The organism is Nakamurella sp. GG22 (assembly GCF_052976845.2).
Window position 1 is genome coordinate 386,145 of sequence record NZ_JBRIIO020000002.1, and the last position, 19,872, is coordinate 406,016.

Annotated in this window: 18 protein-coding genes and 1 tRNA gene; 17 read left to right on the forward strand and 2 right to left on the reverse strand. The window is 65.7% G+C overall.

Annotation, left to right across the window (positions count from 1 at the left end):
- Positions 1-22 precede the first annotated feature (22 nt).
- On the forward strand, positions 23-1,522 hold the full coding sequence (locus ACVBEQ_RS04115) for an aldehyde dehydrogenase family protein (protein WP_447152142.1): 1,500 nt from the start codon (positions 23-25) through the stop codon (positions 1,520-1,522).
- 127 nt (positions 1,523-1,649) lie between these two features.
- Entirely contained in the window at positions 1,650-1,982 is a 333-nt protein-coding gene (locus tag ACVBEQ_RS04120; protein ID WP_447152143.1) for a hypothetical protein, read from the forward strand.
- Here ACVBEQ_RS04120 and ACVBEQ_RS04125 read toward each other — a convergent pair.
- Positions 1,969-3,039: an IS630 family transposase gene (locus tag ACVBEQ_RS04125; protein WP_447152144.1), complete on the reverse strand. Its 1,071-nt coding sequence runs from the start codon at positions 3,037-3,039 to the stop codon at positions 1,969-1,971. The two genes, ACVBEQ_RS04120 and ACVBEQ_RS04125, sit on opposite strands and share 14 nt — an antisense overlap.
- Positions 3,040-3,101: 62 nt before the next feature.
- Here ACVBEQ_RS04125 and ACVBEQ_RS04130 point away from each other — a divergent pair, with 62 nt between their 5' ends.
- The 7 genes from ACVBEQ_RS04130 (at position 3,102) to ACVBEQ_RS04160 (ending at position 12,114) form a co-directional block, all read left to right on the forward strand.
- Positions 3,102-4,061: an enolase C-terminal domain-like protein gene (locus ACVBEQ_RS04130; protein ID WP_447152145.1), complete on the forward strand. Its 960-nt coding sequence runs from the start codon at positions 3,102-3,104 to the stop codon at positions 4,059-4,061.
- Entirely contained in the window at positions 4,058-5,191 is a 1,134-nt protein-coding gene (locus ACVBEQ_RS04135) for a CaiB/BaiF CoA transferase family protein (RefSeq protein WP_447152146.1), read from the forward strand. The genes ACVBEQ_RS04130 and ACVBEQ_RS04135 overlap by 4 nt, the downstream gene beginning before the upstream one ends.
- Complete coding sequence (locus tag ACVBEQ_RS04140) at positions 5,188-6,027, forward strand: HTD2 family dehydratase (RefSeq protein WP_447152147.1); 840 nt, start codon at positions 5,188-5,190, stop codon at positions 6,025-6,027. The genes ACVBEQ_RS04135 and ACVBEQ_RS04140 overlap by 4 nt, the downstream gene beginning before the upstream one ends.
- A gap of 44 nt (positions 6,028-6,071) precedes the next feature.
- A complete protein-coding gene (locus tag ACVBEQ_RS04145) occupies positions 6,072-6,947 on the forward strand; it encodes an HpcH/HpaI aldolase/citrate lyase family protein (protein ID WP_447152148.1) in 876 nt (291 codons plus the stop codon).
- Positions 6,948-7,411: 464 nt separating this feature from the next.
- Complete coding sequence (locus tag ACVBEQ_RS04150) at positions 7,412-8,869, forward strand: purine-cytosine permease family protein (protein WP_447152149.1); 1,458 nt, start codon at positions 7,412-7,414, stop codon at positions 8,867-8,869.
- 282 nt (positions 8,870-9,151) lie between these two features.
- Positions 9,152-9,838 (forward strand): arginase family protein, encoded by a 687-nt coding sequence (locus ACVBEQ_RS04155; protein ID WP_447152150.1) that lies wholly within the window; start codon positions 9,152-9,154, stop codon positions 9,836-9,838.
- A 140-nt stretch (positions 9,839-9,978) separates the two neighbouring features.
- Complete coding sequence (locus ACVBEQ_RS04160; RefSeq protein WP_447152151.1) at positions 9,979-12,114, forward strand: M1 family metallopeptidase; 2,136 nt, start codon at positions 9,979-9,981, stop codon at positions 12,112-12,114.
- Positions 12,115-12,435: 321 nt separating this feature from the next.
- On the opposite strand, the gene ACVBEQ_RS04165 is transcribed toward ACVBEQ_RS04160, so the two are convergent.
- Positions 12,436-12,510 (reverse strand) — tRNA-Ile (locus ACVBEQ_RS04165).
- Positions 12,511-12,891: 381 nt separating this feature from the next.
- Between ACVBEQ_RS04165 and ACVBEQ_RS04170 the strand changes: the two genes are divergently transcribed.
- From ACVBEQ_RS04170 to ACVBEQ_RS04205, 8 genes are all read left to right on the forward strand, one after another.
- Positions 12,892-13,911, forward strand: a complete 1,020-nt coding sequence (locus ACVBEQ_RS04170) for a GGDEF domain-containing protein (protein ID WP_447152152.1) — start codon at positions 12,892-12,894, stop codon at positions 13,909-13,911.
- Between the two features lie 24 nt (positions 13,912-13,935).
- Positions 13,936-14,832 carry a hypothetical protein gene (locus tag ACVBEQ_RS04175; protein WP_447152153.1) on the forward strand — a complete coding sequence of 299 codons (897 nt, stop codon included), beginning with the start codon at positions 13,936-13,938 and terminating at the stop codon, positions 14,830-14,832.
- Between the two features lie 17 nt (positions 14,833-14,849).
- Positions 14,850-15,242, forward strand: coding sequence for a VOC family protein (locus tag ACVBEQ_RS04180; RefSeq protein ID WP_447152154.1), 393 nt, complete (start codon positions 14,850-14,852; stop codon positions 15,240-15,242).
- A gap of 114 nt (positions 15,243-15,356) precedes the next feature.
- Positions 15,357-16,373 carry a zinc-dependent alcohol dehydrogenase family protein gene (locus ACVBEQ_RS04185; protein WP_447152188.1) on the forward strand — a complete coding sequence of 339 codons (1,017 nt, stop codon included), beginning with the start codon at positions 15,357-15,359 and terminating at the stop codon, positions 16,371-16,373.
- Between the two features lie 60 nt (positions 16,374-16,433).
- On the forward strand, positions 16,434-17,471 hold the full coding sequence (locus tag ACVBEQ_RS04190) for a serine hydrolase domain-containing protein (protein WP_447152155.1): 1,038 nt from the start codon (positions 16,434-16,436) through the stop codon (positions 17,469-17,471).
- A gap of 90 nt (positions 17,472-17,561) precedes the next feature.
- The gene (locus tag ACVBEQ_RS04195) at positions 17,562-18,119 is read left to right on the forward strand and encodes an RNA polymerase sigma factor (RefSeq protein WP_447152189.1); all 558 of its coding nucleotides are present in this window, start codon (positions 17,562-17,564) and stop codon (positions 18,117-18,119) included.
- The gene (locus tag ACVBEQ_RS04200) at positions 18,116-18,913 is read left to right on the forward strand and encodes a hypothetical protein (protein ID WP_447152156.1); all 798 of its coding nucleotides are present in this window, start codon (positions 18,116-18,118) and stop codon (positions 18,911-18,913) included. Before ACVBEQ_RS04195 ends, ACVBEQ_RS04200 begins: the two co-directional genes overlap by 4 nt.
- A gap of 72 nt (positions 18,914-18,985) precedes the next feature.
- A complete protein-coding gene (locus ACVBEQ_RS04205; protein WP_447152157.1) occupies positions 18,986-19,753 on the forward strand; it encodes a hypothetical protein in 768 nt (255 codons plus the stop codon).
- The last annotated feature ends 119 nt before the right edge of the window (positions 19,754-19,872 follow it).

Consider the following 19,872-nt stretch of genomic DNA (forward strand, 5'->3'; position numbering starts at 1 on the left):
CACAGCTACAGGAGGAACGTCAGTGACGCACGCCGTGCGGACACCCCAAGCACCGGACCAGGACACCGCCCTGATCACCCTTGACCACTGGATCGCCGGCCGGGCCGTGCCGCCCGGGTCCGGTGAGTACGTCAACGGCCGGAGCCCGGCCACCGGACGTGAGGTGACCCGCGTCGCGCAGGGAACCGCTAAGGATGTGGAAGCCGCGGTGATCGCGGCCGCGGCGGCCGCCACCGCATGGCGGCACTACCCACCGTTCGAACGCGGCCGACTGCTCGGCGCGGTCGCGACCGCGATCCGCGCCGACCTCACCGAACTGGCCAGGTTGGAGATCCTTGAAACAGGCAAACCCCGCGCCACCGCGGAAGCCGAAGTCGAAGGCGCTGCAGCATTTTTCGAGTTCTACGCCGGTCTGGTCAACCTGCCGGCCGGTGAGGTGCTGGACATCGGTCCCGGCCTGCACTCCTACACTCAGCGGGAACCATTCGGGGTCATCGGCATCATCACGCCCTGGAACGTCCCCATCAACCAAGCGGCCAGGGCAGGCGCACCGGCCCTGGCGGCCGGCAACACCGTGGTCCTCAAGCCGTCGGAGTTCACCTCATCGACCAGCGTGGCGCTGGCGAAGATCGCCACGGAGGTCGGTTTCCCGGACGGCGTTCTCAACGTCGTTCTCGGAGACGGCCCCGGCGCCGGCGCACCACTGGTTGCGCACCCGTTGGTCCGCAAGCTCGCGTTCACCGGATCCGTCATCGCCGGCCGGGCGATCGGCCGGGTGGCCGCCGACAAGATCATGCCGCTCACCCTGGAACTCGGCGGCAAATCGGCGAATCTGGTTTTCGAGGATGCCGACATCGACGCCGCTGCGGCCGGAACCGTCAAGGGATTCACCACCAACTCCGGACAGGTGTGTTCCGCGTCGACCAGACTGCTGGTACAGCGCAGCATCCAGGACAAGGTCGTCGCCGCCCTGGTTGAACATACTAAGGACGTCCGGCCCGGAACCACCTTGGGCCCGTTGATCACCGGTGCACAGTTCGATAAGGTCTCTGAGTACTTCGGCGTCGCCGCCGACGAAGGGGCGACCGCGGTCACCGGCGGTCAGCCGCTGGACGACGCCGAACGCGGCGGCGGCTTCTACGTCCCGGCCACCATTTACACCGACGTTGCCCCCGACGGCCGGATGGCCACCGAGGAGATCTTCGGGCCGGTCCTGGTCGTCATCCCCTTCGATGACGAAGCCGAAGCCGTGCGGTTGGCCAACGACAGTCAATACGGCCTCGTCGCCGGGTTGTGGACCAGAGACGTCGCCCGGGCTATCCGGGTCGCCGGACAACTGGAGGCCGGCCAGGTCTTCGTCAACACCTGGACCACCGGTGCCGTGCAGACACCGTTCGGCGGCTACAAGCAAAGCGGCTACGGCCGGGAGAAGGGCATCGAAGCCCTCCACCACTACACACAACTCAAATCGGTGACCATCGCCATGGATTCCCCGGCACCGGGCCCGATCAGCACCGACTAGTCCGCACCCCTGACCCGACCCCTCACCCACGAGGCACCGCCGTCACGGATGGCTGCCGGCACCCCGCAAACCCCACCCGGTACCGGCGTACCCGTAAAACGTCGCCGAGCCCTGAAAGTTGGATCCCATGTCGAAAGACGTTCCCATCACGTCCATCACCGCCCGCGAGGTCTACGACAGCCGCGGCGTGGCCACCATCGAGGTGGAGGTCGTCGCCGGTGACGGATTCGGCCGCACCGCAGCCCCTTTCGGCGCCCCCGGCAGCCGCGGCGAGTACGAGGCCTCCGCCTACGGGCAGCTCGAGGTCCCCGGCGCGATCAAGGCCGTCCAGGACGAGGTTGCTCCCAAAATGATCGGCTTGGATGCCGCCAACATCGACGACTGCGACGCGGTGCTGAAAGAGATCGACGGCACCGCGAACTTCGACCGGCTCGGCGGCAACACCTCTAGTGTCGCGTGAAAATGGTTTCTTTACTTCGGGTGGCGTGCTGGATGATGTCGTCGGCGTTCTTGGTCCAGGTGAATGGCTGGCAGTCGGTGTTCCAGTTGTCGATGAACCGGGTGATCGCGCCGATGAGGTCGGTGACGGAGTTGAACGCGCCGCGGCGGATGGCTTGGCGCGTGATGATGCCGAAGAAGATCTCGACCATGTTCATCCAGGACCCGGACGTTGGGGTGAAATGCATGGTGACGCGGGGGTTCCGGGCCAGCCACGCCTTGACCCTGGGGTGCTTGTGGGTGGCGTAGTTGTCCACCACCAGGTGCAGCTGCACCCGCGGGTAGGCCTTCGCGACCTGCTTGAGGAACCGCAGGAATTCATCTGAGCGGTGCCGGGGCAGGCAGGTCTGGGTGACCCTGCCGGTCGCGACCTCCAGGGCGGCGAACAGCGTGGTGGTGCCGTGCCGGACGTAGTCGTGCGTCCATCGCTCGGGCAGATCGGGTCGCATCGGCAGGATCGGCGCGGTCCGGTCCAGGGCCTGGATCTGGCTTTTCTCATCGATCGACAGCACCACGGCCTTCTCCGGAGGGTCCAGGTACAGACCGACGACATCCCGGATCTTGGCCTCCAGTTCCGGGTCGGTGGAGAACTTGAACGTCTCCTGCCGCCAGGGTTTGATGCCCCATCGCTTCCAGATCTTGGCCACCGTGACGTTCGAGATCCCCAACTGCTTGCCCAGAATCCGGCTCGACCAGTGCGTCACCCCGAGCTGCTCCGGCGGCGGCTGCAGCGTCGCGTTGATCACCTCGATCTGATCGATCTCCGGTTCCCGGCCTTTCTTCGGCCGATCGTCCAAGCCGGCCAAACCCTCAGTCATGTAACGGTTCCGCCAACCGATGACCGTCGGCCGGGTCGACCTCACCTTGTCCACGATCTCGTTCGTGCCGATCCCCTCAGAGGCCAGCAAAACGATCCGGGCGCGCCGGGCCAAACCCGCCGGAACCGAGGTCGACCGCACCCACGACTCCAGCACCTTCCGGTCCGAGTCCGACACCACCGGGACAGGGCTACGAGACATACCCCATTCTCTCGAGATCACCAGCGAAGGTAAAGCCAACACGCTAACGCGACACTAGTGCCTTGTCCACCGCCATCGCGCTCGCCGCGGCCGACGCCCTCGGCGAACCCCTGCACGTCGTTGTCCGCGGTGACCACCAGGGCACCCTCACCCTGCCGCTGCCGCTGGGCAACATCATCGGCGGCGGCGCCCACGCGATGGGCCCAACCCCCGACATGCAGGAACACCTCGTCGTCCCGGTCAACGCCGGCAGCTTCCGGCAGGCCGTCGACTGGAACATCCAGGTCCACCACGAAACCGGTCGCCTCCTGGCAGCCAGGGATGCCACATTTACCGGCGGTTCCGACGACGAACGTGCCTGGGCCGCCGACCTGGACGACACCCAGGCCCTGGAAGTCGTTGCCGAGGCAGCCCACAACGTCGGCTCCACCACCGGCGCGAAGTTCCGGTTGGGCCTTGACCTGGCTGCGGACCGGTTCTGGAACCCGGAAACCAAGAAATACCGCTACGACCGGTCCCGGTTGGATCTGACCAGGGCCGAACAGATCGACTTCGTGGAATCCCTGGTGCGCCGGTTCAACCTCGGCTACGTCGAGGACGCGTTCGAGAGCAACGACTACGAGGCGTTCGCCGAGCTCCGCCGCCGGGTCGGGAACGACTGCCTGGTGTGCGGCGATGACCTGCTGGCCACCAGCACCGACCGCACCGCCGTCGGCGTGAATGCCGGATCATGCAACGCGATGATCATCAAGGTCAACCAGGTCGGCACCGTCACCGGCGCCCGGGAAACCAACGACTTCGCCCAGGCCAACGACATCGCTACCGCGATCTCCCACCGGTCCGGCGAGACCAGCGACTCCAGCATCGCGCACATGGGCGCAGCGTGGGGTGCCTCGCTGATCAAGGCCGGCGTCACCGGCGGCGAGCGGCTCGCGAAGCTGAACGAGCTCATCCGCATCGAAGAGGCCGGCAACGGCGACGTCACCTTCGCGCCGCTGCCCGCACCCCTGGCAACGACATGAGCGATCAGGTGACCAAACCGTTGACGGGCATGACGGTCGTCTCGATCGAGCAGGCACTGGCCGCTCCGCTGTGCACCAGCCGGCTCGCCGACGCCGGGGCCAGGGTCATCAAGATCGAGCGACCCGAAGGGGATTTCGCCCGCGGCTACGACTCCGCCGTGCACGGCGTCGCGTCGTATGTGGTGTGGACCAACCGGGGCAAAGAATCCCTCGTGCTGGACCTGAAGAACTCCGACGACCTCGAGCTGCTGCACCGGGTCCTGGCCGACGCTGACGTGTTCGTGCAAAACCTCGCTCCTGGAGCCGCGGAACGGCTCGGCCTGGGCTCCGCGGCCCTGCGGCAGAAGTACCCGCGGCTGGTGACCTGCGACATCCTTGGCTACGGCGACGGACCGTACCGGGACATGAAGGCCTACGACTTCCTCGTTCAGTGCGAAAGCGGCCTGGTGTCGGTATCCGGCGCCCCTGGCGCGCCGGGCCGATTCGGGGTATCGATTTGCGACATCGGCGCCGGCATGAACGCCGCGCAGGGCGTGGTCACCGCTCTGCTGCACCGGGAACGCACCGGCGAAGCCACCGGCATCCGGGTGTCGCTGTTCGACACCGCCGCCGACTGGATGAGCGTCCCTCTCGTGCACCTGGAATACGGCGGAAAAGCACCCCAACCCGTTGGCATGCAACACCCCTCGATGGCGCCCTACGGTGCCTACCCCTCCGGCGACGGCCACGAATTGGTCATCGCAGTCCAGAACAACCGGGAATGGGCCAGGCTCTGCATCGACGTCCTGGGCCGCCCCGAACTGGTCGACGACGCCCGATTCGCATCTAACAACGCCCGAGTGAACAACCGACCCGACCTCAACGAGGCGCTCGTCGCCGGATTCGCCCGTTTCGACCTGAAGGAGCTCGAAACAGCGCTCAACAAGGCCGGTATCGCCTTCGGCGCGGTCAACAGCGTGGAACAACTCTCGCAGCATCCGCAGCTGCGTCGGTGGCCGATGACAGTCAACGGGGGGCCCGTCGACCTCGTTGCGCCGCCCCTGCAGACACCCTTCGACGACGGATATTTCCGGGAGGTCCCGGAAATCGGCCAGCACACCGAGGCAATCCGGGCGGAGTTCGCGAAATGACAGACGACTGGGAATCCTGGATCGGGCACCAGAGCACCACCGAAGAATGGCTCGACCCCGAGCAGGCAAACCGAATGGCGGTCACACTCGACCGGGAACCGAAGTTCGCCAGTGGTGATGAGTTGCCGCCGGCGTGGCAGTGGCTGTACTTCCACGACGTCGTCCGAGCCTCCGAGCTCGGCGACGAAGGGCACCCGCAACTGGGCATCACCATGCCGCCCGTGCCGCTGCCGCGGCGGATGTGGGCCGGCGGACGGCTGGACTTTGTTGAGCCAATGCGACTGGGCAGCCGCGTGCAACGAACATCCACGATCAGTTCGATCAAACCCAAAGAGGGCAAGACCGGACCGCTGTTTTTCGTCACCGTCGAACACGACTTCCAGTCCGGAGGAGTGCGCACCCTGCTCGAACAGCAAACTATCGTCTATCGCGAAATGTCCTCTACCGCAGAGGTTCCGGCAGCTGTTCCCGCCCCCACCGGCGCGGAGTTCAGCACCGCCTGGGAACTGGACAGCACCGCCCTGTTCCGGTACTCGGCGCTCACCTTCAACGGGCATCGCATCCATTACGACGTCGACTACTCCCGTGAAACCGAGGGATACCCCAACCTGGTCATCCACGGCCCGCTGATCGCTACGCTGCTGCTCGACCTCGCCCACCGAGAAGGCCGGCCGTTACGGCGGTTCACCTACCGCGCGAAGAACCCGTTGTTCCTACCCAACTCGTTCTCCGTCAACGGCACCGCCAGCGGTGACAAGACCAGGCTCTGGGCCGCCAACGCGTCCGGCGGCCTGGCCATGGAAGCCGAAGCGATCGGCGACATCACCCAGCCCTGACACATCGGCCGAACGCTTCGCAGCCGAAGTCAAAAGGAGATCCTGTGGTCCCAGCATCACCGGCCGGTGCAAACCCACCTACAGCCGAGCCAACGGAGCATCCCCCCCAAACCTTCCTGTTCGTTCCCGGCGACCGGCCAGAACGGTTCGACAAGGCGGTCACCGCAGGTCCGGACGCAGTGATCATCGACCTAGAAGATTCCGTCCCACACGCCAACAAGGCAACAGCCCGTTCCGCCGTGACGGCGTGGCTCAGGACGGGCCGCGCCTACCTGCGGGTCAACCCGGCCGGCACCACCGACTTCACCGCAGACCTCCAAATGGTGGCTTCCGTGCTAGCCGGGGCGAACGGACTGACCGGGATCGTCCTGCCCAAAGCCGAGAAGCTGCAGGACATTGACAACCTCGCCGCACACATGACACCGGACCTTAAGATCGTCGCCCTCATCGAGTCAGCAAAGGGATTGCTCGGCGCCGCAGACATCGCCACCCATCCCGCAGTCGAACTCCTCGCCTTCGGCAACCTCGACTTCGCCGCCGACTGCGGACTCACAATTCAGGGGCCGCAGGAATTGGAGCTCCTGCCCGCCCGAGCGCACCTGTCCTACACATCCAGGGCAGCCGGCCTGCCCGGACCCATCGACGGCGTCACCCCCGACGTCAACGACGACGCAGCCATCGAACACGACGCCGGACGCGCCGCAAGGCTTGGTTTCACCGGGAAGTTATGTATCCATCCACGGCAGATCGCCGCCGTACACCGCGCATTCGCACCCAGAGCGGATCAGGTGATGTGGGCGCAGCGCATCCTCGATTCCATCAGCGAGGGGGTCGGTCTTATCGACGGTGCCATGGTGGACCGCCCAGTCATCCTCCAAGCCCAGCACATCATCGAACGTTCTCAGCGACGGGCCGGGTAGACCTCCGCCAACCAGGGGACCCCCGCTGGCAGGACCATGGTCAATTCGGTCGGCCCACCTCGCCAGCTCGTCGACCCGATCATCGGCCGTAGCAGGAAACAAGGGACAACGCACCTGGGTTGTCTCGCCTGAGCAGGGCAACTACCGTTCTTCCTCCGTCTGTCTGTCCGATTGCCGTCTGACAATCACGTTTCGTCTGAGTAAACGTCCCGGGGATGCGCCGGAAAGAGCGCGCAGACTCTTGTAGAACCGAAGGCCTTCCGCTACCTTCAGGACCATATCAACCGACTGTCCGACAATCCGACGATCAGAGGCCGATGACCAGCGGTTCGCCATCACTCTGTGCGTTGATGTGGTAGCTCGTACGGCCGGAAAAGCGACCTGCAACCCGCTCACTGCCGACGATTTCTTCCTACTGCCAGAGCGTTCGGCGATGTCTAGCCCCCAACACAAGGAGCGAGTCAATGACAACTAATGCACCCGGCCCCGAGCACGGCGCCGGCCCGGGACTTGAGGCGCTGATCGAGCACGAAGTCCATCCCGATGATCAACACTATCGAGACTCACTAGGCAAGGTCGAGCCCTACGGGATTGACCACATCCCCGATGCCGAGCGGCATGGAAGCCTCCGCGACCAGTTCACCACCTGGGCCGGCGGAAACATGATTCTGACGATCGTCCTACTGGGGTTCTATCCGGTGTTTTACGGTCTCGGCTTCTGGCCCGCCATCGCCAGCGTCGTCATCGGAACCGGTTTCGGCTGCGTCATGATGGGCGTGATGTCCGCGATGGGTATCCGCCTCGGTGTGCCGGTACAGGTGCAGGCGCGCGGGTCGCTCGGGTACTACGGCAACTTCGTACCGTCCGCAATCGTGAATGTGTTCGCCTCCGTCGGTTGGGCCGCCGTCAATACGATCATCGGTGTCCTTCTGCTTCAAGAGGTGATTGGCGTTCCGTTCTGGTTGGCGGCCGTGGTTCTGACTGCCGTGCAGGCCGCGGTGGCCGTCTTCGGATACAACATGATCCATTTCGTCAACCGTCTGGCCACGATCCTCATCGGGATCCTGTTCATCGTCGTGACGGTGCTGGCGCTGGCTCACAGTGACACTTCGTTCGGTGCCGATCCGGAGGCACCATTCTTCGTCAGCGGAGTGGGCGGTTTCATCACCTCCTGTGGACTGTTCTTTTCCTACCTTCTCGCGTGGGCGCCATTCGCGTCCGACTATTCCCGCTACCTGCCCGTGAAAACGTCAATGCTTAAAGGTGGGTTGGCCACCGCTCTCGGCAACTTCGTGGTCGTTACCTGGCTGGGGTGCATCGGGGTTCTCACCGCGCACGTCGCCGGGGATCTCGGTCCCGCAGAAGTGATTTCCCAGTTGACCGGTGGATTCGCCACCGTCGCTCTCCTGGGCTTCCTGGCCGGAACCATCCCCGGAAACAGCTTGAATCTCTACGGTGGGGCTCTCTCACTCATGACTCTGCGAATCCCCGTCAGGCGCGAGATAGCAGTAATCATCATCAGTATCGCGTCCGTGCTCTTCGCGCTCTGGGCACAGGATGACATCTACGGCAAGTTCTACAACTTCCTCGTACTCACGGCCTACCTCATCTCGCCGTACGTCGTGGTGGTCATCCTCGATTACTTCCTGTGCCGGCGGGCCGAAAGGCCCCTCCGCGAGTTGTACGACCCGCGCCCACCCTTCAGATGGGGATTCGTCGCGTGGGCGGCCGGCTGCCTGGCCGCGGTTCCCTTCTGGACCTGGGCGGCGTGGAGCGGCCCGGTGGCCACAGCACATCCCGAGTGGGGCGACCTGTCGTATTACGCAGGTGCGCTCGCCTCAGCCGTGGTCTTCCTGATCCTCTACCGCGTGGGGCTAATCCCAGGCCGCGGCCAGGCTCGAAAGGCCTCCGTCTCCTCCTGAGGGCCGACCTGGCAACGGTTGATGCCCCCCTCGTGAACTGGACAGCACAACCCGCTACAGGATCCGGGCACCCCCACCACATCCGAATTACTCTAGGAGACCCCTATGACGTCGCCCTCAGGACTACGCCTCCTGTTCCCACAGTGGCAGGGCGGAAACAACACCGCGTACCCATTGGGTGCCCGCCTACTGGCATGGCTCGCGCCCGAGAGTGACGACCCACTTCTTGAAGTGCCAGTCGCTCCCTGTGCCGGACCGTCCACCGCCCGCGACAACGGTGTCGTGGAAAGGCAAGCGCTATTGACGCAATTAAAATCAGCCCGCCAGCTGATCGAGGCGCATCAACCCGACCATGTCGTCGTTTTCGGCGGAGACTGCCTGGTCGAACAGGCACCTGTGTCCTACATGAACGAGAAACACCAGGGCCGGCTCGGCATGCTGTGGATTGACGCCCACCCCGATATCGCCACCCCCGAACAATTTCCCCACGCACACACGATGGTCCTCGGGAATCTTCTCGGTGAGGGCGACCCCGAGTTCGCCAAGGAGGTCGCAGTCCCCCTGCAACCCGCAAACGTCATGTTCGCCGGCCTGCAGGCGACCACAGAACACGAAACAGCGATGATCCAAAGACTTGGACTCCGAAAGGCAGGTCCCGGCGAGCTCGCCACAACCAGCCAGCCCGTTCTGGACTGGATCCGTCAAAGAGAGATCACCCACCTGGCGGTTCACCTCGACTTGGACGTCCTCGACCCCACTCTCTTCCGGTCGCTGCTGTTCGCCAACCCGATGCCGGACCCCGACACCTTCATGGACTACCCGCAGGGAGCGATGACCTTTGACCAAGTATCGAGACTTGTCAACGATGTCGCGTCCGCCACCGAGGTCGTCAGCATGGGGATCGCCGAACACATGCCGTGGGAGGCCATCAACCTCCAGCGCATGCTGCGAACATTCCCTGTCCTCTAACGTCCGCGTCGTCGAGCCCCAATCGACCTGGTCGCCGGGACCCGCCGCCCACACGTGAATTCGACTGCATTGCGAACGTACGACTCATAGGCGGGCGGTTCGCCCGCACCGAATTTTGGAGCGACATGTCCAACAGAAGTGTGCGAGCCGTCGCTATCGGCGCACTCGCATCCGCGCTCGTCATCACATCACTCACCCCAGCAACGGCGGCGGGTCCGGTCGCCGCAACCCCGTCCAGCACGGCGCCCAGTCCCGGCAGTGACGGCATCGGGGACCCCTATTACCCCCTGGATGGCAACGGCGGCTACGACGTCAGCCACTACGACCTCAACGTCGACTACCGGAAGGACAGCGGAGTGCTCACCGGCACAACCCGCATCCAGGCGAAGGCCACCCAGTCCCTTTCGTCATTCAACCTGGACCTCGAGCAGCTCACCGTTCAATCGGTCAAGGTGAACGGGAGGCCAGCGCAGTACACCCACACCGGTCACGAGCTCGTGGTGACACCGCGCAAGGCCCTCAGTAACGGCCGCACGTTCACCGTCGAAATCAAGTACAGCGGCGTGCCTCACTCGGAAAACTTCATCGTCAAGGACGACGGAGCAGTCACCATAGGCATCCCGCATGTCGCCGCGTCGTGGTTCCCCAGCAACGACCACCCATCGGACAAAGCGTCGTACAAGATTGCGATCACCACCGACAAGGGGCTCGAGGCCATTTCCAACGGAAACTTGATCTCGCAGCGGAGGTCCGGTCAGTCCGTGACGTCGACGTGGGTCACCAAGGAACCGATGGCCTCGTACCTCGCTACCATGGAAATCGGCAACTTCAAGGTCAACACCTATCGGGACGGGAAGGTCCGGTACCTCGACGCGATCTCCGAGGACCTCTTCCGCCAGCTCGCACCGCGCACGGGCTCCCGCTTCGCGCTCTCCAACCAAGACTACCGAGCCCTCAGCGCATTCGGCCGGACAATCAATGTTCCGGCCAGCGGAGCGACGGTCAGCTTCTACACCGACCGCCAGATCCAAGAAGGCGCCGACTTCTTCTTCGTCGCCGCCCGGCCGGCCGGCACCGACCAGTGGACCACCCTGCCCGACACCCTCGGTCACAGCAGCCAAGACGTCCCTGACGTGTGCACCGACCTCGTCGGGCTGCATCCCTTCCTAGGCGCCTTCCTGACGCCGACCACCTACCCCACGTGCACGCCCACCGGCACCACTGGCCAGTGGAACGCCGCCTCCAATGAAACCAACGGCTACGAACAGTGGAAGGTCGACCTGTCCCCCTACGCCGGACATGACGTCGACCTGGCCTTCGTGTACACCAGCGACTACGACGTCAACCTCCCCGGCGTTGCCATCGATGACATCACCGTCTCAACCGGCCAAGGGACCACGTCGTTCGAACGAGACGGCAACCCGGATGACGGATGGGAGGACCTCACGCTGCCCGGCGGCCTCGGAAGCTGGAGCAGCGCAACCGCCGCCGAAACACCAACGTCGACCGGGGAAATTGTCAAGGAGGCGTTCAAGGCGCAGCCTGAAATCATCAACTTCTTCGCCCGGTACTTCGGCCCGTATCCGTTTTCCGCGGCCGGAGGCATCGTCGACCACCTCCAGCAGCAACCACTTGGATGGGCCCGCCAGACACGATCGATCTACCCGACGCGGGCCTTTTCCACGCCATCCTCGGGCCGCTTCTGGCTGTCCCACGAGATCGCCCACCAGTGGTTTGGTGACAGCGTCTCCGTCAACCGGTGGAGCGACGTCTGGCTCAATGAAGGCATCGCCTTCTACGCGACGTGGATGTGGCAGGAGCACAAGGGCCTGGCAACACCGCAAGCCACGTTCGACCGCCTCTACAACGCCGTTCCCGCCAGCGACCCGTTCTGGAACGTCAAGGTCGGCGACCCTGGAGTCGCCAACCAGTTTGCCTGCGCCATTTTCGTCCGCCCGACGATGATGATGCAGCTGCTGCGCAACACGGTCGGCGACGAGGCCTTCTTCTCAATCTTGAAGACCTGGACCACCACCAACAAGGGGGGCAACGGCACGACAGCGGAATTTATTGCCCTTTCCGAGTCCATCTCCGGCATGGAGCTCAACTCGCTGTTCAATGACTGGCTGTTCACGACAACAAAGCCAAGTGTGCAAGGGCTTCCGTTGACGACCGCCGACAGTCAGGGCCAAGACCTGCGCTACCTTTCCCAGCAGTACATCGACGACATCACCGCCGGTCGCTGCTTCGACGCCGGGCTCGCGCCCCTCGGATGAACCGATAACTCAGGTTCCGTCTGATCGAAGAGCCAAACTGCCCTCCCGTCGAAACCGAACGGGAGGGCAGTCTTGGTCTTGACGGGCCTGTGTTTGACGAAGCCATTCCAAGGCGGCGCCACCTGGGATACACGAGGCCCAGAACACCACCTGAGGTGGCACCCGCCAGATCAGCCGGGACACCACCACCTCTACAGGCCCAGGCGGGTGACGGCGTTGCCGACGCGAGGGGTGCGTGAACTTAGCTGCATTTGTGGCGAGGTCTACTAGATCAACTCGCCACTTGATTCTTAGCGTCATGCGTCCTAACTGCACAAACAGTGGGGCGAGTGGGGCTCGAACCCACGACCTGACGGATTATGAGTCCGTTGCTCTGACCAACTGAGCTACCGCCCCGCCCGGAAACCCTACCGTCGAGACCCGCCGGACAAGAACCGGCACGACCCGACGGCGCCCGACCACTCCAGTGTCATAGGAGCAGGGTCGTTCGGCTTCGGGAGCTCGTTTCTCCCTGCTGTGATGGCACTCGACGAACATGCCCGTGCGATGGTCGTTGTCAGCCCACCGATTGTCACGGCAGGTGATACTGTGATAACACTGGGTTACCATCGAGCGTGGCATCAGGTGGACTGTTCGACGCTCGGCCGACCATCTGCCGAGGCTGGTCTTCGCACCGGCAACTTCAGCGCAACGGGCGGGGGCCACGTGAAGCTTGTCGAGTCGCTGCAACCGCGCGATCACCGGGCGGCGGGACGAACGGTTTTCACGCTGTGCCTGGTGGCAGCCGGGGTCACCCTGGTGTTCGCCCTGTTCCAATTCGCTTCGACGCGGTCGGCCGCAGACATGGCCGTTTCGGTCATCGCCGTGGCAGTGATCGCCGCCGCGGGATGGGCGGCGCGGGAACTCGGCGGTGGTCACCGCGTGGGGTGGGCGGTGTGCCCGCTGCTGGGCACGGTGCTGATCGTGCTGGTGGACCTGCTCACCGCCGACGGCACGCTGACCGCCCAGGTCTTCCTGTTCTTTCCAGCGCTCTACGGCGCCTCCCAGCTGCGCAGGCGCGGCGCCGTCATCGTGACCTCGACCGTGCTCGCGGCCGAGTGGGCGATCGTCCTGGCGATGCTGCCGCTGCAGGTGGCGGTCGTGCAGGGCACCTACATGACCGCTGCCCTGGTCACCACCGCCGCGCTGTTGACCCTCGCGGGCGAGCGGCAGGACCGGCTCGTCACGTTGCTCGAACGACAGGCGGCGATCGATCCGTTGACCGGCCTGGTCACCCGGCGCGTGCTCGACGAGGCCGCGGTGTCGGCGCTGTCGGGAGCCGCTGGTCACGGCGGCACCGGACTCGTGCTGATCGATGTCGACGACTTCAAGGGCATCAACGACGCCTACGGTCATCCGGGCGGAGATGAGGTCCTGATCATGCTGGCGCAGGTTCTGATCCGCAGTGCGCGGCCGACCGACACCGTCAGCCGGCTCGGTGGGGACGAGATCGCGTTGCTGCTGCCCGGTTGTTCGGCGGCCACCCTGGTCGAGCGCGGGAAACAGATACTCACCGCCATTCGCGAGGCAGATTTCCTGCTCGGCGACGGCCGCCGGGTCAAGGTGTCGATCAGCGGCGGACTCGCACATGCCCCCACCAATGCGGCCAGTTTGCATCTGCTCTATGTTGCAGCCGACACAGCGCTCTACCGGGCGAAGCAGTTGGGGCGCAACCAGATCTGCCTGTCCACCTCGGCCGACCCGTCTGGCGATCATCGGCGTTCCGGTGAATCCCGCAACGCCACTGTGCCCCGGTAGGCATCTCTGCTGGAAACTGTCTGCATGTCGACACCGGAGCGGGCGCCCCGAATCTGGATCGACGTGGAACACGGGGCCCGTTTCGGCAGTCCCGCCGCCAGCATCGACTCCTTCACGGAGTTTAGGAACGTGACCGCGCCGGTGCGCGAGGTGTGGCTCTTCCACCGTCCGACCTCACCGCTGCTGCGCGGCTTCTACTACCCGCTCGCCACCCACCAGCGATTCGCCGTGCCGAGAGGGACAGGGCCGGGAATGGTGGTGATCGACCGGAACGGTGACCAGATGTGGTTCGGCGGTGCCTCATGCGGGCCGGGAGAGAAGGCGGCGGCGGCCGCCGGCATCCTCGAGGAGATCGGGTACGCGATCCCGGCCGCACCGGGCGGGAGCACGTCGCCGCTGGCTCCCTATGACGAGATGCATTTCGGCAGAGAGCATCTCAGTGGAGGCAGGCCCATCGGCGATCCGGTGCCTGCCTCCCCACCCGGCCGCACCTTCGTCCGGGACCGAAAGCTGGTCAACCGGATGGAATTCGACAAGGGAGGTGTCTCGGCGCACGATCTCCGACAATTATGGAGAATGGCGGTCGAGCCCGGCGGCTGGTTGGGTCCGCCCGCGAGTTTGTTATTGTACGACAGCCGCCGACGGGCCGAGGAGTCCGGACACGATGGCTGCCAAGTGATCGCACGCGGTGAATCCGGACGGGAATTGTGGCTGCAACTCCCCGAGCCCGACGATTTCGACCGGCTGGCGCCCGGTCGACGGCGCCCACAATTCGAGGGTGCAGTGACGGAATACGATTCGGTCAAACAGTCGATCTTCCGCGAAGTGGGAATCGATATCGACCCCCCTGACGACCGATCCTTCCGGGACAGGTTGATGGGCCGGCACCGGCCGCCGCCGCCGATCATCCGCTGGCCCTGACCGGTCATACTCTCCCGATGGCTGACGTGCGGGAATTGCGGCTGGTGGTCACCGCGACCGACTACGACGAGGCACTGACCTTCTTCCGGGATGCCCTCGGCCTGCCCACCCAGGGCACCTACGAGGCCAACGGCGGACGGGTCACGATCCTGGAGGTCGGGCGAGCGACCCTTGAGATCAACGATCCGGCGTACGCGGCGTACATCGACGACGTAGAGGTCGGTCATCGCGTTGCGGGTCCGATCAGAGTCGCCTTCCAGGTGTCCGACGCAACGGCGGCCACCAGCGAATTGCAGGACGCCGGAGCAACTGTCATTGCCCCGCCCACCTGCACCCCGTGGGATTCGCTGAACTCCCGGCTCAGCGGACCGGCCGGATTACAACTCACGCTGTTCGAAGAGCTGAGCTGACGCAGTGCCTCGACCGGCTCTCGCGGGTTGGAAAGCCGGACGAAGGGCACAGGATGCCTGTCGGATGGGTACCGACAAGCAGGTCGGCAGCACATGACGGCGGAGGAGATCACCATGCACGGCGCCATCATCTACGGCTCCAAGGACGTCCGGTTCGAGGAGCGGGACGACCCGCGGATCGAGCAGCCGACGGACGCGAACATCCGCACCGTCGCTGCCTGCGTGTGTGGGTCGGATCTGTGGCGCTACCGCGGCGTGCAGCAGGTGAAGAAGCCGACCCCGATCGGCCATGAGTACGTCGGCATCATCGAAGAGGTGGGCGCCGACGTCACCTCGGTGAAGCCAGGCCAGTTCGTCGTCGGTGGCTTTCTGACCAGCGACAACACCTGCGCCGTGTGCAGCAGGGGCATGCACGCGAACTGCCTGCACGGCACCGGCTACGACGGTTGCCAGGCGGACTTCATCCGGATCCAGAACGCCGACGGAACCCTGCTGGCCACTCCGGACCAGCCCGCCGATGACTTGGTGCCCAGCCTGCTCGCCCTATCCGACGTCATGTGCACGGGCTGGCATGCGGCGGTCTGCGCCGAGGTGATGCCGGGCTCGACCGTTGTGGTCGTCGGTGACGGCGCGGTGGGACTGTCGGGTGTTCTCGCGTCCCGGCAGCTCGGGGCCGAGCGGGTGATCGCCATGAGCCGGCACGCCGACCGGCAGCAGCTCGCAACGGAATTCGGTGCCACCGACATCGTGGCCGAGCGTGGCGACGAGGGCATCGAGCGGATCATGGAACTCACCGGCGGCATAGGGGCCGACGCGGTGCTGGAATGCGTGGGCACCGACGACGCCGTCGTCCAGGCGCTGCGCTCCGCCCGACCGGGCGCGATGGTCGGCTGGGTCGGCGTGCCGCACGTCACCGATCTGCCGCAGCGGCACATGTTCTGGCGGAATGTCGGCCTTCGGGGCGGGCCCGCGCCGGTCCGCGCCTACCTGCCCGACCTGATGACACGGGTGCTCGACGGGCAGATCCAGCCGGGGAAGGTCTTCGATCTCACGTTGCCGCTGTCCGAGGTCGCCGAGGCTTACGCCGCGCTGGACGAGCGGCGCGCGATCAAGTCCCTGCTCCGCCCCTGACAGGCCATCGGCTCCTTAATTGCTTTGCCGCCGCCCGACGGTCACGCGCATGCTCGTCGCGTGTCTCAGCAAGCATTGGACGAACTCGCCGCCGGCGGCGTATCCGGGACGGTGCTGCTCGCCGAGGCAGGTGTTCTCGTCGTGCAGCACTGCCTCGGCCTCGCCGACCGCGCGGCCGGCACACCGGTCACGCCGGATACCCGCTTCCAGACCGCGTCGGTGACCAAGATGTTCACCGCGACCGCGGTGCTCGACCAGGTGGCGCAGGGCCGTGTCACGGTGCGGACCCCGGTCGTCGACGTCATCCCACCCGACCGCCGGCCACACCACCTGTCGGCCGATGTCACGGTTCACCACCTGCTGTGCCACACCTCGGGCATCGCCGACTATTTCGAGGAGGACGAGTCGCTGCCTAACGCGGGGACGGATTACGCCGCGCTCTGGCACGACCTGCCGCCCGCTCGCGTCGAGCGCCCCGCCGACTTCCTCCCGCTGTACGGCGAGCTTCCGCCCTACGGGCCGCCCGGCCAGACCTGGCGGTACTCCAACGCCGGCTACGTGCTACTCGGTGAACTGCTCGAGCAGCTCACGGGACAGACCTGCGCCGAGGTGATCGAAGAGCGCGTGCTGCGGCGGGCCAGCATGAACGACAGTGCGTTCGACCGCTCTGATGAGCCGCGACCCGGTTCCGCGATGCACTACCTGCCGTCCGGTCGCACCAATGTTCACAGCGTGCCGGTCATCGGCGGCGGTGACGGCGGCTGCGTGTGCACAGCGGCGGATCTGGTGCGCTTCTGCCGTGCATTGGCCGACGGCACCCTGCTCGGCGACCTCACCGAACTTGCGACGCAGCGGCACGCCACGATCGACGGCGGTTGGTCCTACGGCTACGGCCTGATGGTGTACCCGGACGGCCGCTGGGGGCACGGCGGCGGTGACCCCGGCGTGAGCGCCGCAGTGAATCACTGGCCTGACCGGGATCTGACCGTGGTCGCCCTGTGCAACGTCGAGGAGACCGACGAGATGGACCCGTCCTTCGCGCTGCGTGACGCGGTGTTGGCGGAACGAGAGGGAACCCGATCGTCAGCGGCGGTGTAGAAGGGTTGTCCTGACGGGTCACCCAGGCGTCGGGGTGACGGGGTACGAGCGGGGTGACCGATCGACAAACAGCAGAGCGAGGCGGACATCATCGCCGCCGCGCGATCCGGCGAGCGCGCCGCGTTCGCCGATCTGGTGCGCCTGCACACCCCCAAGGCGCATGCCACCGCAGTGCTGCTGGGTGCCGGAGCGGAGGCGGACGACATCGTGCAGGAGGCCTTCGTGAAGGCATATCGAGGGCTCGGCGGGTTTCGTGACGGCTCCCCGTTCCGGCCGTGGCTGCTGCGGATCGTCGCCAACGAGACCCGCAATCTGCACCGCGCGACCGGCCGGCGGCGACAGCGGGAGCAGACGGTCGCCGGATCCGACGCACTGCTCCCGCGCCTCGTCGACACGGCGGACCCTGCCGACCAGGCGATCAGCCGGGACCGCCAGGAGTATCTGCGTAGCGAGCTGCTGAAGCTGCCGGAATCCCAGCGCGCCGTCATCATCTGCCGTTACCTGATCGACCTGGACGAAGCCGAGACGGCCACCGTCCTGGGTATCGCTCGCGGGACGGTCAAGTCCAGGACTCACCGTGCACTCGACCGCTTGCGCGGTGCCATGGCGGGGGACGTCGGGGCTGTGCGGTTGGGCGGTGGACCGTGACTGCCAAGGATCGCGGTCCCCTCGGCGACGGGCTCGACATCGAAACCGAACTCCGGGAGCTTCGGGACCTTCTGTCATTGCCGGAACCGGCCGCAGGCACCGTGTCGGCGGTGATGGCCCGCATTGATCAGGAGCCCCTGCCGACCGGCAGTGCCCTGCGGCAGCGCATCGGCGGAGTAGTTGAATGGCTCCACAACCGTTGGCGGGCAGCGACTGTGGTCGCCGTGGGAGCGCTGCTCGCCGTGTTGGCGGTCAGCCCGGCCGGTGCGGCCATCCGGGAATGGCTGGGCTTCGGGGCTGTCGTTGTCGAGCAGCAACAGCCGGCGAGCACACCGACAACTGCATCAGGGGGCGCCGGGACCGCGGCTCAGGGCACGGAGATGACGCTGGAGCAGGCGCGCTTGGCGGTCTCCTTTCCGCTGGTGGTTCCCGACGCGCTTGGTGAACCGGATCAGCTGACCGTGGCTGCGGACCGTCGGTTGGTCACGATGGAGTGGACCCCGGCGACCGGCGGACCGATCCGGCTGGACCAGATCGGCGGGGCGCTGTCCCCGTACTACGTGAAGAAGTACTACGACGACGTGACATTCACGGTGGTCGACGGGGACGAGGCCCTGTGGTTCGCACGGAGCCACCCCATCGTCATCCTCGACCCGAACGGCACGGAACGGACCGAGTCAGCCCGCGAGTCGGGTCCGACCCTGTTGTGGCAGCGCCCGGGAGTGACGCTGCGATTGGAGGGAATCGACGACCAGCGAACCGCCGAGTCGATTGCGGAGTCGGTTCGCAACTGACCGGGAACCGAACTGTCCCCAACGGTGTAGTCAGCACGACGGGAAGTTCACCCTCGGCAAGAAGGGACCACCATGTCGGTCCAGGTTTCTCGCGTTGCTCGCCTCGTCTCCGTCGTGCTGCTGCTCGGAATCGGCTCCATGCTGTCGACCGGAACAGCGTCCGCCGGCGGACCGACCAGCGCGCTGCTGGTCTCCCCCAGCGCCGAATACGCGACCGGGGTCTATTACAGCGATCCGGAGTACGGGCTCCTGCAGGAACTCCTGGCCGAACCGTCATCCGGTGCAGCGTCCACGGCATCGGACGTATCCCAGACTGGGTCGGATTACGTCACCGTCACCTGGCTGATGCACGACATCACCGTCTGGCGGATCGACCGGGTGTTCCTGCCACCGAAGGGCGAGCCGTCCATCGTCACCCAGGAGATGTGGGACAGCGCCGGCAATGCCACCGGCATGTACCCCAGCGAGGACGGCAACGCGACCGCCCGGCACCACCGTTCACCCGACCCGGCCGCGCTGATCTCGCTCCTCCAGAAACTCGGGTTGGTCGATTCTGATTCATTCTCGGCGGTCGCCGAATTCGTCCCGGCGGCGGCCGACTCCGCCCCTGCCGCAGGCGAGACCGCCGGTCAGCACGCCACTCTCGAACCGGCCGGCACCGCGACGGCCGCAGGTTGGTGGCTGCTCGGCGGGCTGGTCGCCGGAATCGCCGGCTGCGCCCTGACGGTCCGCTGTGTTCCCGCGGTGCGCGACCGGGTGCTGGCCCGAACACCCGCCTTCGGAAGCGACCCTGGCGGACCGGGCGATGAACCCGCGCGGATGGCGAAACTGCCGGTCTAGGAGCGGAAGTCGTCGCGTTCTTGATCATGGTGTGTCTGATGCTTGGCAGAGGACGCTGACGGAGTCGGCGAGGCTGAATCGTTCGCCGCGCCAGCCGGGTCGGATCAGGTCGGGGGGAA